This is a genomic window from Gemmobacter denitrificans (genome assembly GCF_036964905.1).
Taxonomy (GTDB): Bacteria; Pseudomonadota; Alphaproteobacteria; order Rhodobacterales; family Rhodobacteraceae; genus Gemmobacter; species Gemmobacter denitrificans.
Genome location: NZ_JBALHR010000006.1, coordinates 38,994 through 54,223 on the forward strand (window position 1 = coordinate 38,994; position 15,230 = coordinate 54,223).

At 62.8% G+C, this 15,230-nt stretch carries 15 protein-coding genes; 5 read left to right on the plus strand and 10 right to left on the minus strand.

Annotated features, from left to right (window positions below):
- Positions 1-80: 80 nt before the first annotated feature.
- The 10 genes from V6590_RS11435 to V6590_RS11480 all read right to left on the minus strand — a co-directional run bounded on the left by V6590_RS11435 (position 81) and on the right by V6590_RS11480 (position 9,084).
- On the minus strand, positions 81-320 hold the full coding sequence (locus tag V6590_RS11435; RefSeq protein ID WP_335423043.1) for a hypothetical protein: 240 nt from the start codon (positions 318-320) through the stop codon (positions 81-83).
- The gene (locus V6590_RS11440) at positions 304-1,881 is read right to left on the minus strand and encodes a cytochrome D1 domain-containing protein (RefSeq protein WP_434063254.1); all 1,578 of its coding nucleotides are present in this window, start codon (positions 1,879-1,881) and stop codon (positions 304-306) included. The genes V6590_RS11435 and V6590_RS11440 overlap by 17 nt, the downstream gene beginning before the upstream one ends.
- The gene (nirJ, locus tag V6590_RS11445; RefSeq protein WP_335423044.1) at positions 1,856-3,070 is read right to left on the minus strand and encodes a heme d1 biosynthesis radical SAM protein NirJ; all 1,215 of its coding nucleotides are present in this window, start codon (positions 3,068-3,070) and stop codon (positions 1,856-1,858) included. Before nirJ ends, V6590_RS11440 begins: the two co-directional genes overlap by 26 nt.
- Positions 3,071-3,073: 3 nt before the next feature.
- Entirely contained in the window at positions 3,074-3,559 is a 486-nt protein-coding gene (gene ahbB, locus V6590_RS11450) for a siroheme decarboxylase subunit beta (RefSeq protein ID WP_335423046.1), read from the minus strand.
- Positions 3,556-4,029, minus strand: a complete 474-nt coding sequence (locus V6590_RS11455; protein ID WP_335423048.1) for an Lrp/AsnC family transcriptional regulator — start codon at positions 4,027-4,029, stop codon at positions 3,556-3,558. Before V6590_RS11455 ends, ahbB (V6590_RS11450) begins: the two co-directional genes overlap by 4 nt.
- Positions 4,026-5,003, minus strand: coding sequence for a siroheme decarboxylase subunit beta (gene ahbB, locus V6590_RS11460; RefSeq protein WP_335423050.1), 978 nt, complete (start codon positions 5,001-5,003; stop codon positions 4,026-4,028). The genes V6590_RS11455 and ahbB (V6590_RS11460) overlap by 4 nt, the downstream gene beginning before the upstream one ends.
- Positions 5,004-5,007: 4 nt before the next feature.
- The gene (locus tag V6590_RS11465; protein ID WP_335423052.1) at positions 5,008-6,147 is read right to left on the minus strand and encodes a cytochrome D1 domain-containing protein; all 1,140 of its coding nucleotides are present in this window, start codon (positions 6,145-6,147) and stop codon (positions 5,008-5,010) included.
- Positions 6,144-6,458: a c-type cytochrome gene (locus V6590_RS11470; RefSeq protein WP_335423055.1), complete on the minus strand. Its 315-nt coding sequence runs from the start codon at positions 6,456-6,458 to the stop codon at positions 6,144-6,146. The genes V6590_RS11465 and V6590_RS11470 overlap by 4 nt, the downstream gene beginning before the upstream one ends.
- Positions 6,451-7,242 carry a uroporphyrinogen-III C-methyltransferase gene (gene cobA, locus V6590_RS11475; RefSeq protein ID WP_335423057.1) on the minus strand — a complete coding sequence of 264 codons (792 nt, stop codon included), beginning with the start codon at positions 7,240-7,242 and terminating at the stop codon, positions 6,451-6,453. Before cobA ends, V6590_RS11470 begins: the two co-directional genes overlap by 8 nt.
- Before the next feature lie 78 nt (positions 7,243-7,320).
- Entirely contained in the window at positions 7,321-9,084 is a 1,764-nt protein-coding gene (locus tag V6590_RS11480) for a cytochrome D1 domain-containing protein (protein WP_335423059.1), read from the minus strand.
- A 130-nt stretch (positions 9,085-9,214) separates the two neighbouring features.
- Here V6590_RS11480 and V6590_RS11485 point away from each other — a divergent pair, with 130 nt between their 5' ends.
- The 5 genes from V6590_RS11485 to V6590_RS11505 all read left to right on the plus strand — a co-directional run bounded on the left by V6590_RS11485 (position 9,215) and on the right by V6590_RS11505 (position 15,226).
- Positions 9,215-11,236, plus strand: coding sequence for a 4Fe-4S binding protein (locus V6590_RS11485; protein WP_335423061.1), 2,022 nt, complete (start codon positions 9,215-9,217; stop codon positions 11,234-11,236).
- On the plus strand, positions 11,233-12,432 hold the full coding sequence (locus tag V6590_RS11490) for an NnrS family protein (RefSeq protein ID WP_335423063.1): 1,200 nt from the start codon (positions 11,233-11,235) through the stop codon (positions 12,430-12,432). The genes V6590_RS11485 and V6590_RS11490 overlap by 4 nt, the downstream gene beginning before the upstream one ends.
- The gene (locus V6590_RS11495) at positions 12,429-13,319 is read left to right on the plus strand and encodes an FAD:protein FMN transferase (protein WP_335423066.1); all 891 of its coding nucleotides are present in this window, start codon (positions 12,429-12,431) and stop codon (positions 13,317-13,319) included. The genes V6590_RS11490 and V6590_RS11495 overlap by 4 nt, the downstream gene beginning before the upstream one ends.
- Before the next feature lie 75 nt (positions 13,320-13,394).
- On the plus strand, positions 13,395-13,850 hold the full coding sequence (locus tag V6590_RS11500) for a c-type cytochrome (RefSeq protein ID WP_335423068.1): 456 nt from the start codon (positions 13,395-13,397) through the stop codon (positions 13,848-13,850).
- An 11-nt stretch (positions 13,851-13,861) separates the two neighbouring features.
- Positions 13,862-15,226 (plus strand): cbb3-type cytochrome c oxidase subunit I, encoded by a 1,365-nt coding sequence (locus tag V6590_RS11505; RefSeq protein WP_335423070.1) that lies wholly within the window; start codon positions 13,862-13,864, stop codon positions 15,224-15,226.
- Positions 15,227-15,230: the final 4 nt, after the last annotated feature.

Below are 15,230 nucleotides of genomic sequence, written 5' to 3' on the forward strand. Positions count from 1 at the left end.
AGTGGACGGATTCGACTGGACTTGCCTTGACCAAGATCAATTCGACATCTTGAATGTCTATTTTCCGGGCATGGCGCTTATCAACGGGGCTTGCGGCCCTCGGCCTCGCGGATCAGGCTGCGGATCCAGACGGCAAAGCCCCGGGTTGCGGGTATGCCCAAGGGCAGAGACCAGATCAGGGCGCTGACAGGGGTAACGGCTGGCAGGCCCATCGACACGCCGATCAGACCCAGCAGGAACAGGTTGATCGCAACCGCCCCTGTGGCAAACGGCCACAGGATCAGTCCCAACTTCCACAGCGATTCAGTGGCTGGTGCCATCTTCGAAGGTAATCTTGTTCCAGACATTGTATTTCCCCGAAGGCTTGCGCATGGGCAGGCGCATCAACTCGGTCTGCGTTTTGGTGTCGAAGACGATCACGGCGCCATCATCCTCCCAGATGGAGACCAGCGCCCGGCTGCCGTCCTTGGTAAATTCGGTATGCGCGACAGTCTTGCCCGGCTCGGGGGTGATCACCTTGATCACCTCGAGTGTCTTCTTGTCGATCAGGTGCATCTCGCCCTTGTGCGGCCCGGTAAAGACATCGGCCCAAAGGTAGGGCGTTCCGTCATGGCTGCGCAGGAAGAAGCCCGGCCCACTGGTCTCGACCAGCTTCACAAGGCTCCAGTCCGTCATGTCGATGATGCTGATGCGCCCCTCGTTCAGATGAGGCACCGCCATGACCCGCCGCCCGTCGCGCATCCATGAGATGCCAGATCCCAGATGCGGCATACCCGGCAGAGGCAGGGTCGCAATCTCGCGACCGACATCGAGGTTCACCACAACGCCGGTTTCCCCTTCGCGGTTTGCGCCGATCAGGTTACGGTAGTCGGGGTCGAAGAAGAAATCATCAAGCGGGGCCGAGACGTCGATCCGGCGCCGGGCGAACAGGCCCTCTTCGGTGCCAAGCGCCTCTTTCATGTCAGCTTCGTGGCTGTGCACGAATCCGTCGTAAAATGGCCCCGCGACGGGGTTGGTCGCCACTTCCCATATCTCGGGCACGTCCTTCAGCGCCAGCACAAAGGACTGGCGCTCTGGCGCCTGATAGACCGCCGCTACACGAGAGGGTGTGCCGTCACGGCCCGCAACCTCGATCACCTTTGCAACCGACAGATCGTCGGTCGAGAGGATGGTCAGCGTCCTTGGCAGATAGTTGGCCACCGCGAGCCATTTGCCATCATGGCTCATCGCGATGTTGCGGCTGTTCAGCCCGGCACGGACCCGCCCCACCTCGTGCAGCGACCAGATGTCGTATTTCTGCACCCATCCATCGCGCGACATCACAAAGACGTAGCGCCCGTCGGGGCTGAACTTCGGCCCGCCATGGACGGCGAAGGGCGTCTCGAACCGGTCGAGCACCGCAAATGTATCTCCATCCAGCACCGAGATATGGCTGTCGCCGGTTTCGACCGCCAGCGTCACGTTCATCGGATCGGCCATGAACACCGGCGCCGTGGCGGGGGTATAGTCGTCGCGCAGGCTGCGCGTGGCCTCGATCTCGGCCACTCCCCAGACTGGCGCCTTCGCGAGCGGCGCGGATACATAGTCTGCCACAGCCGCGATCTCTGACGCAGACAGCGTCTGCGCAAAGCCCGGCATCTGCGTCATCGGGCGCCCCTTGGCGATCACAGCTTGCAGCTTTTCGCCCTTCAGACGGCCAAGACTTTCAGGGATGAGCGCAGGCCCGGTCCCGCCCAGCCGGGTCTCAGAATGGCATGCGGCGCAAAGGTCGGAAAAGATCATCGCCCCGTCCGGCGCCGCCCCGGCCGCCGCTGAGCAGGCCATCAGGACAAGCGCTGCACCGGTCAGGCGCAGGCTATGAGAACTGGTGCGCCGGATCATGGCTCTTTCCACGGAAGGGGGTGACAACCAGCCGCTCGGCCGCATCAACCCCGATTTCGGCATTGGTCATGTAGCAGGCTGGGTCCTCGGCCCAAGGATCGCCCGAGACCTGCAGCGCGCGGATGCGGGTGTTGCCGCCGCAGATGTCCTTGAAGGCGCAGTCGCCGCAGCGACCCTTCAGCGGGCGGGGCCGCTGGCGCAGGGTGGCAAGCATCCGGTCATCGCCGGTCCAGAGCGCGCTGAACGGGATCTGCTTCACCGATCCCACGGTATAGTCGGACCAGTAGGTGTCGGGATGCACCTTGCCCTGCGGGTCGATATTGGCAACGCCCAGCCCCGAGGAATTGCCCCCCCAGGCAGCCAGATGCGTCCGCACATGGGCGGCGCGTTCCGCATCGAAGTTCCGCTCGACCCATTGCAGGAAATAGACGGCATCGGCGTCGTTGTTGCCAGTCACGATCTCCAGCGGCTGATCCTGCGACACGGCAGACCATGCGCTGTCAATCAGCAGGTCCATCGCGTCGCGCGTGCGCCGGTGGGCGGTATCTTCTCCCCTGTGCTTGTCGCCGCGCCCGGCATAGACAAGATGGCTGAGGTAGAACTTGTCCACCTCCTCGCTGTCGCACAGGTCGATCATCGCGGGCAGCATCGAGGCGTTGTCCTCGGTGATGGTGAAGCGCAGGCCCACCTTCACGCCGCGCGCCTTGCAGGCCCGCACGCCCTGCAGCGCCTCGAAGTAGGCCCCATCGACACCGCGGAACCAGTCATTCATTGCCCCGATCCCGTCGAGCGAGATGCCGATATAGTCGAAGCCCAGCTCTGCAATACGGTCGATATGTTCGGCCACCTTGGTCCCGTTGGTGGAAAGTGACAGGTGGCGGAAGCCCAGGTCGCGCGCGCGGGTGGCAATCTCGAAGAAATCGAACCGGCTGAGCGGCTCGCCCCCCGACAGGATCAGGGCGGGGATGGCGAAACGATGCAGGTCATCCACCACCGCCATTGCCTGTTCATGGGTCAACTCACCCGGAAAGGGCACATCGGCGCTGGTCGTGTAGCAATGCCGGCAGCGCAGGTTGCAGCGGCGCGTCAGGTTCCAGATCACCACGGGCTTGACACCCCCGGCAGCGGCACGGCGGCGAACCGGGGTGGGCGCCACCAGCTCGCGCATGTACTGGGTCAGGCGGAACATGGTTCACGCTCCCTCGGAAAGGCGCATACCCGTCTTCTTCAGGATACGCGTGGAATAAAGCACGTCTGACCCGCGGCAGGATGTTCCAAGCAGGGCGGCGATCCCCGCGCGTTTCACCTCGACCTCGTCGCGGGTCTGGCCGTGGATCATGGCGAACAGGTTATAGGGCCAGTCGGGCAGGCTGCGCGGGCGCAGGTAGCAATGGCTGACGAAGTCGAGCGCGCCGACCCGGGCACCCAGCGTCTCGGCGTCCTGATCATCGACATCCCAGACGCTCATTCCGTTGGCGACCATGCCAAGCGCATAGTGGTTGGGCGCGATTGCGACGCGACGTATGACGCCTGCCTCCTGCATCCGCGTCACACGGGCGATCACCTCGGACTCTGGCAACCCCAGCCAGCTTCCGACCTCGGCAAAGGGGTGCGGCACCAGCGGCAAGCCGCTCGCCGTTGCGGCGATGATCTTGCGGTCGGTAGCGTCGATAATCATGCAGTGACCCGGAACCCGATGAAGAACTCTTTCAGTTTTGGAAAGAGGTGAACGTGCAAACCCGTCTCGGCCTCGATCCGCTTGGCCACCCGGGCGATCCCGTTCGGCTTTTCGCAAGCCAGCACGAACCACATGTTCAGATGGTGCTGACGTTCATAATTATGGGCCACCTCGGGATGAGCATTGACCAAAGTCATGACCTCGTCAAAGCGGGCGGCGGGCACTGCGATGGCGCAAAGGCAGAATGCGCCACCCATGGCAGCCGCGTCAAAGAAGGGCCCGAACCGGGTGATGGCGCCGATCTCGCGCAGGCGGGCGATCCGGGCAATCAGATCTCGCTCTGTCAAGCCAAGTGGTCCGGCCACCTCGTCGAAGGGGCTGTGTCTTATGGGCAGGCGATCCTGCAATGCGTTCAGAACCCTGCGATCCGTATCGTCGAGAGAGCCCGGGGGGAGGGGTGCGCGTTTCATGCGGCCTCCACCAGGCGGGCACCAGATTGCTTGAAACAGCGCGTGGAGAAGAGTACGCGGAGGGCTGCGCCCTGCAAGGCGGGTAAAAGCCGGCCAGCCTCCAGCACCTCAAGCGTCGCGTCGCGGCTCTTTCCGTGGATCATGCAATAAAGTGCATAGGGCCAGACGCCCGGCACGCGGCGGCGGCGATAGCATAGCGTCACACCCGCATGTCCGGCCAGCGCCTGCCCGGCCGCATCGATCCGCGCCTCGGGCAGGTCCCAGACGACCATGGCATTCGCAGTCCAGCCAAGCGGACGGTGACGCACTATCACCCCCAACCGTGTGATGATGCCGGCGGAAACCAGCAGGCCGATACGAGACAGAACCTGCCCCTCGGTCCGGCCAAGACGGTCGGCGAGGGCCGCATAGGGCGTCGGCACTAGCACGAAGCCCTGAGAGAGGGCATGCAACAAGGGGCGATCATCAGGGCGCAGCACTTCGGGCCGCGCCTCGGCGGTCACCCCCATGGCCCGTGGCAGGCCCGACAGGCGAAAGCCGAGATCAATATTGTACGCCCGCTCAAGCCGCAGATCCAGAAGTCGCAATCCCGTGGTCTTGCGGATACGCTCTAAGGATTGCGCCAACGCCCGCTCATCCGCTGCCGTCGCCACGAACCACAGGTTCCAGTCCGCCTCGCGCTGGTAGGAATGGTTCACGCCGGACTCGGCCCCAACAAGGGCCGCCACTTCCTCCAGCCGCCCTTTGGGCACAGCAAGCGCGGCAAGGGTCGAGGCACCGGCCGTGTTAGGACGGACGGTTGCGCCGACCCGCGCCACGGCGCCACCTGCCGACAGGCGGGTCAATCGGTCGAGAACCGCGCCCTCCTCCACACCAAGTTCAAGTCCGATCCGCGCAAAGGGACGCGGCTCAAGCGGGAATCCGCGCTGGAATTCGTCGAGCAGCCGTGTGTCGATAGTATCGAGCGCAATCATGGCCTTACAACCCCGTCTGATGCGCGCGGGCGGTGAAGAAGATACCCGAAGGCGCGACAGCATCGATTTCGGCCAGTTTTTCGCGGGTGCGGGTGTCGTAGACCAGCACCTTGTTGTCGTCGCGCGCGCTGATCCAGACCTCGGCTCCGCGCGGCGCAAACTCCATGTGCAGGATCGCCTTGCCGGGGTTCAGTGTGGCCACAACCTCATGGCTGCGGGAATCGATCACCTGCACCACGTCATTCAGAGGCGTGGCGAAGTTCACCCAGACATAGGGCGAGGCGGGCTGCGCAATGATGAACACGGGCTGGCCATGCACCGGCGTGCTTGCGACCTGCGCCTGCGTGTCGCGATCGACCCAAAGCACCTCGTGCCGGCCAACGGCGGGCAGCGCGTATTGCCCTTCGGTAAAGGCCCAGCTTTGCAGATGCGGCATCTTGTAGACGGGCATATCTTCGCCCGTCTTGCCGTAGCCAGTCAGGAACTTCTGCGGCACCGGCGCATCGGACCAAAGGTCAAAGGCCGTCACGCCCTTTTCGCCGAACAGCCCCACCAGAAAGGTGTGGGCGTCATCGGTCAGCACCGCATCGAACGGGTTGGCGCCCGCAATGCCGATCATGCGCACCGCCGGCTCCGCGCCCGAGAAGTCGCCCAGAAACACCTCGCCCGTGTCCCAGACCGCCCAGGCGAAGCGGCGTCCGGGCACGTCAACCAGGCCCACGGTCTTGCCTGCAGCGGGAATGTCGGCGACCAGTTCCAGCGTCTCGGCATCGAACACCTTGATCCCGCCGGGTTCATAGTTTGAAACCGCCACCAGCCGGCCATCGTCCGAGATCGCCCCGCCGATGGAGTTTCCGGCCTGCACCGTGCGGGCCACCACCTTGCGTTCAAGGATGTCGACCTTGGACAGCCCGCCGTCACGGCCAAAGACATAGGCAAAGCGTTCATCCGGCCCATAGGTCAGCGAGGCATGCGACAGATCGCCCAGCCCCTCGATCCGGCCGATGGCCGCGCGATCAGAGCGGTCAACAACGACAAGGCTTCCGTTGGCGCGTTCAATCACAAGGCCCAGATCACCCGTGGATTGGGCCAATGCGCCATAGGGCAAGCAGGACATCAGAAGGGCCGCGAACGCGTATTTCATTGCTTGGAGTCCTTGGTCTTGAGGTACTGGGCTATCCACAGCGCCTCGTCCTCGGTCAGAAGCGGGCGCCAGGGTGGCATTGCGGTGCCGGGAATGCCGTCGAGAATGATTGTGGCCAGGCCGTCGGGCTCGGCATGGGCCAGCGCCTCGGCGGTTAGCGGGCGTCCAAGCCCGCCCTTCAGCGTCAGCCCGTGGCACGACCCGCAATCCTGTGTCACCAGATGCTCCAGCGCGACCACGCGCTCGGGCGGGACATCGGCAATGGCGGGTGTGCCCAGCATCAAAAGCAGCAGGACCGATGTCCTAGGCATGGACCGCGACCCCCTGGGCCGCCCGTACCATGGCCTCGGGCCGATAAAGCGAGACGACATGGCCGATGATGAACAACACCGGCGCCTCGGGCCGGGCATCCGACACATCAGCGGCGATCGTCGCAAGCGTGGAGAGCAGCCGAGTCTCGCGCGGGGTGGTGGCCGAGGCGATGGCCAGCACCGGCAGATCGGCGGGCAGGCCATGGACCATCAACTGACGCGCGATTTCGGAAATGTTGGCCACGCCCATATAGACGACAAGCGTGGTCTCGGTGCTGGCAAGCGAGGGCCAGTCGAGATCCAGTTCGGCGTCGCGCGCGCGGTGTCCGGTGACATAGCGCAGGCCGGTCGCCAGACCCCGGTGGGTCAGCGGCACGCCGGTCGAGGATGCAGCCCCCTGGGCCGAGGTGATGCCCGGCGTATAGTCGAAGGGCACACCCGCGATGCGGCATGCCTCGGCCTCTTCGCTTCCCCTGCCAAAGATCACCGGATCGCCACCCTTCAAGCGGGCCACGCGCAATCCCTGCCGCGCGAGGTCCACGAGAATGGCGTTGATCTGCTCTTGCGGCACCGCGTGAAAGCCCGCAGTCTTGCCAACATCAAGACGTCGGCAGCTTTCGGGCACCAGCAACATGATCTCGGGGCTAACGAGCCGGTCGTGCACAACGACATCGGCCGACTGGATCAACCGCAGCGCCCGCAGGGTCAGAAGATCGGCTGCCCCCGGTCCCGCTCCGATCAGATGCACGCAACCCTGGGCGCGATAATGAGAAAGGTCGTTCATGGCTATCGGTCCCGACTTGCTGAAAGAATACCGTGAAAGGCCCCCCGGGCGGCGCACCGCCCGGGGATAGGTCAGGGATCAGTAGATGTCCTTCTGGGTATTCAGGACGTTGAACTTGCCGGTTGGAGTGATCAGGCGCGGGTCCTTGATCACCTTCTTCAGCTCAAGCGTCTTGTCATCGACAACGACGATGGCGCTTTCCTTGTCCTTGGCGTTCCAGACCGAGAACCAGACTTCGGTGCCGTCCTTGTTGAACTCGGGCTGCACGACGCGCGGCTGGCCATCCGGAATACCCGCCCATTCACCGATCGGCAGGGTCTTGAATTCGGGGTCCTTCTCGGTGTTACCGGTCATGGCCGCGATGTCGAAGACCGCCACGCTGGCCGAGATCTCGGCATCTGGGTTCAGCGTCGCATCGACGTAGAGGTGCTGGCTGTTCGGATGGGTCTTGATGAACAGCGAGCCGCCACCAAGTGCGTAGAAGGTATCGACGATCTTCCAGGCCTGGTCGGGATGCCCTTCCGGATCGGTGCCGATCAGCGCCACGCTTTCGTCGCCAAGGTGTGAGGTCGCCCAGACCGGACCGTGGATCGGGTGGGTGAAGTTCGCGCCACGGCCCGGGTGCGGGGTCTGGCCCTCGGTATCGACCAGCGCGGTCAGCTTGCCTTCCTTGGTGTCCACGACCGCGATCTTGTTGCGGGCGTTGGCGGCCACCATGAAGTAGCGGTGCGTGCTGTCCAGACCGCCATCGTGCAGGAAGCGCTCCGCCTCGATCTCGGTGGTCTTGAGGTTCTTCAGGTCTGTATAATCGACCATCAGGATCTTACCCGTTTCCTTCACGTTCACGATGAACTCGGGCTTGTAGTGCGACGCGAGGATCGAGGCCACGCGCGGCTCGGGATGGTAGACCTGCTCGTCATAGACGTTGCCGCGGGTCGAGACGATCTTCAACGGTTCCAGCGTTGCACCATCCATGATCACGTATTGCGGCGGCCAGTAGGCGCCCGCGATGGCGAGCTTGTCTTCCCAGCCCTCGAACTTTGACGTTTCAACAGAACGGGCCTCGATGCCAATCTTGATCGAGGCGACAGTGTCTGGCTTTTCCATCCACAGGTCGATCATGTTGACCAGCCCATCGCGGCCAATCACGAACAGATAGCGTCCCGAGGCCGAGATGCGGCTGATATGCACCGCATAGCCTGTGTCAATGATCGACACGATCTCATGCGTGTTTCCGTCGATCAGTGCGACCTGCCCCGCGTCGCGCAGCGTGACGGACATAATGTTTGCCAGATCGAGGCTGTTCATCTGCTTGGTCGGGCGATCCTCGGGCTTGACCACGACCTTCCAGCTGTTCTTCATTTCGGGCATGCCCCATTCCGGCGGGGCTGGCGGCTCAAGCAACAGATAGCGGGCCATCAGGTCGACATCGGCCTCGTTCAGCTCTCCCGAGGTGCCCCAGTTCGGCATCCCGGCAGGCGAGCCATAGGTGATAAAGCTGTGCAGATACTCATAGCCATTGACACGGGTGATATCGGTCGTCAGGGGCTTGCCCGTTGCGCCTTTGCGCAGCACGCCATGGCAACCTGCGCAGCGCTCGAAGTAGATCTGGGTGGCCTTTTGGAACTCTTCCTGAGTCATGACCGGATCGTCAGGCTTGCGGCCCGGGATCTCGACCTGCAACTGGCCCAGCGTGGTCATCGAGGGCTCATAGGCGGCGGCGGGGCCGTCAGCATGTTCCTTTGGCTTGTCCTGCGCATGAAGTGGCGCGGTCAGCAGGCCAAGGGCCAAGGCGGCACTGCCCCACAGAATCGTCCTGGCTTTGGGGGCTTGGCGTGTCATGGGTATCTCTCCGTTCAGCTGGTGAGGCTGCACACACATTCGCGTGATCGGTCGGGGCTGGCTTTGACTTTTGTTAAGGACCGAAAGGTTCCCGTCCGGCAGGTTGCCCTGGCTGCCCGATGGGATTCCGATGCGCGCACTCGCCCTCATTCTACTGGCATTTCTGATATCGCTGCGGGTCGCTGCGGCCGACGTCGGGGCTCTGGTCGCCGAGCGGGGCATAATGCCACCAACGCAGGCACAGGCAGCCGAACTGGCTGGCGTTTCCGCCCCTGTGCACATCCGTCGTATCGACGCGGGTGTTCCGGGGTGGGACGTGGTTCGTGATAGGCAGGTGGTCGCGTATATCGGCTCGACAAGGGAGATTGCCGGATCTGTCGGCTATTCCGGGTTACCGCTCGACGTGCTGATCGCCATCACCCCATCCGGACGGATCAGTGGTGCACAACTGGTCCAGCACAACGAGCCGATACTGACGCTGGGAATCTCGGATGAGGATATCGCAGCCTATGTTAGTGGCTTTGAGGGCCTTGAGCTTTCAGTGCCCAACGCAGCGACACCCGATGCGCCCGACGTCATCAGCCGCGCGACCGTCTCGACCGGGGTCATACGCGACGGAATCCTACGCACCGCGCGCACGTTGGCAGCGGGACGTGGCATCCTGGCCAGCCAAGGGATTGACCGGCTGACCTTCACGCCTCTCGACTGGGCTGGCCTAATTGATATGGGCGCTCTTGCCGAGGCGCGCGTCACGATGGACGAGGCCGCGCTGGCACTGGCGGGCGCCAAGGTCCCCGTTCCTCCAGGCGCGGGTGATTTCCTGCACCTTTGGGCAGGCATCCTGGATCCACCCACCATCGGACAGAACCTGTTGGGTCAGAAGGAATTTACCCGTGTGGTTGGTGCGCTCGGCTCGGGCGAGGCGGCCCTGATCGTGATGTCTATGGGCATGCAATCGCATCGGGGCACCGACTGGCGACAGAGCGGCCTGTTCGACCGCATGACAATCGTGCAGGGTGATACCCGGTGGCAACCCACCGCCGAGAGCTATCAGATGGTCAGGCGTCTGGCTTTGCCCAATGCCCCCGCGATGAAAGAGATCAGCGTCTTTGCGCTACCCGCCACCATCGATCCGAGCCGACCCTTCACTATCGACGTGCAGTCGCGACGACCCACGGTGAAGGGCAGAACCGTCACAATGGACACCCACCTTTCCGTCGCGCTGCCGCAGGCTCTCCTCACGGCCACAATGTCACCCGAGCCGCTCTGGAAGTTGATTTGGGCCGAAAAGTGGGTGCAGGCTGTGATGGTTGTGGTGATGCTAGTTGCCTTGACGGCAATCCTTTTTGCACAGGAGTGGATCACCCGCCGCCCCGCGCTATGGCGGACCGGCCGGCTGATCTTCCTGACCGGCAGCTTTCTGTTTCTAGGCATAGGACTGAACGGTCAGCTTTCGATCGTGCAGGTGGTGGCCTTTGTGCATTCGCTGCTGACCGGGTTCCGCTGGGAAACCTTCCTGATAGAGCCGGTGATCTTCCTGCTGTGGTCCTTTGTGGCGCTTGGTCTGCTTTTCTGGGGGCGCGGCGTCTATTGCGGCTGGCTGTGCCCGTTCGGTGCCCTGCAGGAACTGACGAATGCCGTCGCGGTGCGGTTGGGGGTGCGGCAGATCACCGTGCCGCAGGCGCTGCACGAACGGCTGTGGGTCATCAAATACACGTTGTTTGTCGGAATCCTAGCACTGTCATTCTACTCGATGCAAGACGCGCTGGTCGTGGCCGAGGTCGAGCCATTCAAGACCGCGATCAGCCTGCGCTTTGTCCGTGCATGGCCATTTCTTCTGTTCGTCGCGGCCATTCTGGGTGCGGGGTTTTTCATCGAGCGGTTCTACTGCCGCTACCTTTGCCCCTTGGGGGCTGGCCTCGCAATTCCCGCGAAGCTCAAGATCTTTGACTGGCTGAAGCGTCGCCCGCAATGCGGCCGCGAATGCCGGATGTGCGAAACGAAATGCACCGTCGGCGCGATTGACGCGATCGGGCGGATCAATGTGAACGAATGTGTCCTTTGCCTGCGCTGCCAGGTCATCATGAACGATAGCACGCTTTGTCCCGTGCTGAAGCGCCGTGCGAGGGCCATGGATGGAGTCCAACAATGACTGCGATAGAACGCCTTTATTCCGAAGGGTTCCGGGTCTTCTTTCTGTCTGCCGGTCTCTATGCCGTCATCGCAATGGGCGTGTGGGAAGCATGGCTTGCCGTTCAGGCTGCGGGCGGATCTCTGAATCTGCCCGCAGCGCCTGCCCCACATCTGTGGCATGCGCATGAGATGATTTTTGGGTACAGTGGCGCGGCTTTGGCGGGTTTTTTTCTGACCGCTGTTCCAAACTGGACTGGGGCGAAGGGGGCCCCACGACGATATATCGCGGCGGTCTGGTCCATCTGGCTTGCAGGGCGGCTCGCGGTCTGGATGTCTGGTCATATATCCCCGATCGCCGTTGCAGCAACCGATCTGGCCTTTGCGCCCTTCCTTGGGGCACAGATCCTTGGCCAACTTATCCGCAAACCCAAGCCGCAGCAGATGATCTTTCTGGTCCTCATTGCGGCATTCTGGATCGCGAACCTGATGGTGCATCTGGAGTGGCTGGGCCGTACGGATACGGAATGGGCTGGGCTACGGATGGGCCTGGTAACACTTTGCTGCATGATCATGGTGCTGGGTGGACGCGTGACTCCCGGCTTCACTCGAAATGCGATGGTGCAATCCGGGCGCGAGACCCATTTGCCTGTAAACTCGATAGCATTGGCGGCAGTTTCCATTGCCGCAGCGATGGCGCTGCCGATGACCTACCTTGTTTGCTTGCCTGACCACATCATCGGTGCGGTCGCCGTCGTTGCAGGGGTGGCCGGCCTTATCCGGGTCGCACTTTGGAAAGGGGTCTGGACCCTGGGTAAACCGATCCTGTGGACGTTACATTTATCTTACACGATGAACGCGATTGGGCTTCTGTTGCTTGGTCTTGCAAACCTTGGATTGGGGACAGAGATCGCAGCGCTGCATGTTCTCGGCATAGGCGCGGTCGGCGGCATGACGCTCTCCGTCATGTCGCGGGCCAGCCTCGGTCATACCGGGCGCCCGCTTATTGCATCGCGTCGGGTTGCGCTGGCCTATGCGCTGGTGCCACTCGCTGCGCTGACCAGATTTCTGGGTACCGCCTCGCCGGGTTTGCATGATCCGGCCGTTCTGATCGCAGGTGTGCTTTGGATTGCGGCCTTTGCGCTATACCTTGTGGACCTCTGGCACGTCTGGTGGGGGCCGCGCGTGCCCCGCGCGCCTGTCGGGAGCCCCCCATGATGAACCGCCGTCGTTTCATGGCGATCACCGCAGCCGTTCTGGCCGGGCCCGCCCGAGCCACCGAAACGGTCTGGACCGGCACGGGATTCGGCGCGTCGCTGGGAGTGCGGCTGGTGGGCGCGACCACCGCGCAATCCGCCCATGCCCTGCGTCGCGTAAAGGCCGAACTTTCCCGGCTGGACGCAATCTTCAGCCTGCACCGCGATTCGGCATTGACCCGCCTGAACCGGGATGGCCGGCTTGCCCATCCGCAGGATGACCTGCTGCAGGTGCTGCGCCTATCGGCGGATGTCCATCGGGCAACGGGCGGGGCATTCGATCCGACGGTGCAGCCGCTCTATCTTGCGCGGGCGAGCGGATGTGACGTGGCGGCCGCGAGTGCGGCCATCGGGTTTGGCCGGGTGCAGGTATCCGCCAGCGAAATCCGGCTCGACCGGGAACAGGCGCTGACGCTGAATGGCATTGCCCAGGGTTGGGCAGCCGACCGGATCGCGACCATCCTGCGCGGCGAAGGGTTTGATCGCGCGTTGATCGATACTGGCGAGATCGCAACCCTCGGCGGGCACCCGGACGGACGCGCCTGGATCGCCGCTATCACCGACCCGGAGGGCAGGCGGGTTGATATTGCTGCACTGACGGACCGCGCGCTTTCGACGTCCTCACCCATGGGCACCATGATTGGAGCGGGCCATCCCCATATCCTAGGGCCACAGGGTGAAACCGCCCGCTGGACCACGGTTTCGGTCTCGGCCCCACAGGCCGCACTGGCCGACGCGCTGTCCACCGCGCTTTGCCTGCTTGACAGGGAGGGTATCGACCGGTCGCTGGCCCATTTCCCCGATGCCCGGCTTGAGGTGGCATGCCGCAATTCCGTATTGAACGGTTGACTTTTGTTAAGGCCCGACTCTGCTGCCTTCTTCACAGAAGAGTGACTGCAACCGCTCAGGGAAGGACCGATCGCCATGCGCGAAGTCATGACCAAGAGCATGGCCCGGAACATCTTCTATGGCGGGTCACTGTTCTTCTTTCTTATCTTCGTGGGTCTGACGGCCCATTCGCACTTCTACATCGTCAACACCTCGACCGACCGCGCCACGCTGACAGAAAGCGTCGCGAAGGGTAAGGCGCTTTGGGAAAAGCACGCCTGCATCAACTGCCACACAATTCTCGGCGAAGGCGCCTATTTCGCGCCAGAGCTTGCCAATGTGATGACCCGTTGGGGCATTGAGCCGGGCGATCATGAAGGGGCGTTCACCGCGCTAAAGGGTTGGATGGACGCGATGCCAACGGGCATTGAGGGCCGCCGCCAGATGCCGAACTTCGCACTGACCGACGAAGAATACCGCGAACTCGCCGACTTCCTGCTGTGGACCAACACGATCCGCGCGCAGAACTGGCCGCCGAATGACGCGGGCTGAGGAGAACCATCATGAAATACCAAACGCAAAAGATCGCGCTGGCCTATTTCGCCGTTGCCATGGCGCTGTTTGCCGTGCAGGTCACAATGGGCCTCGTGCTGGGCTATATTTACATTTCGCCCAACTTCCTGGCCGAAATAATGCCCTTCAACGTGGGCCGCATGCTGCATACCAACAGCCTCGTCGTTTGGCTGCTGCTTGGCTTCTTCGGAGCCGCCTATTATCTGATTCCCGAGGAATCGGAACGCGACATCCACTCGCCGATGCTGGCCTATCTGCAACTGGCCATTTTCGTATTGGGGACCGCGGGTGTGGTCGTAACCTACCTCTTCAACCTCTTTGACGGCAACTTTGTGCTAGGCAACGAGGGGCGCGAGTTCATTGAACAGCCCCGCTGGGTCAAGGTGGGCATCGTCGTCGGCGCGCTGATCTTCCTCTACAACATCTCGATGACGGTGCTGGCGGGCAAGAAGACCGCGATCACCAACATCCTGCTTCTGGGTCTGTGGATCCTGTCACTGCTGTTCCTCTTTGCCTTCGTCAACCCCGACAACCTTGCGCTGGACAAGATGTACTGGTGGTACATCGTGCACCTGTGGGTGGAAGGTACATGGGAACTGGTGATGGCCTCGATCCTCGCCTTCCTGATGCTGAAGCTGACGGGCGTTGACCGCGAGGTGGTTGAGAAATGGCTCTACGTCATCGCCGCGCTCGCCCTCTTCTCGGGTATCCTGGGCACCGGCCACCACTACCTGTGGATCGGCACACCGGGCTACTGGCAGTGGATCGGCTCCATCTTCTCGACGATGGAGGTCGTTCCCTTCTTCGCCATGATGTCCTTTGCCTTCGTCATGGTCTGGAAGGGCCGCCGCGACCACCCCAACAAGGCCGCGCTGCTCTGGAGCCTTGGCTGCGGGACGCTCGCCTTCTTTGGCGCGGGGGTCTGGGGCTTCCTGCACACGCTGCACGGGGTGAACTACTACACCCACGGCACGCAGATCACCGCCGCCCATGGCCACCTTGCCTTCTACGGCGCCTATGTCTGCCTCAACCTTGCGATCATCAGCTATGCGATGCCGGTGCTGCGCGGACGTGATCCGTTCAATCAGGTCCTGAACATGGCCTCGTTCTGGCTGATGTCGGGCGGTGTGGTCTTCATGACCTTCACGCTGACCTTCGCGGGCACCGTGCAGACCCACCTGCAGCGCGTGAACGGCGAGGCCTATATGGACGTGCAGGACCAGCTCTGGATCTTCTACGCGATGCGCTTCGGCTCGGGCGTGGCAGTGGTCTTGGGCGCGATCCTCTTCATCTACGCCGTGACGATGCCCCGCAAGGAAGTCATCGAGCGCGGTCTTGAAACCCCTGCGGAGTGATGCA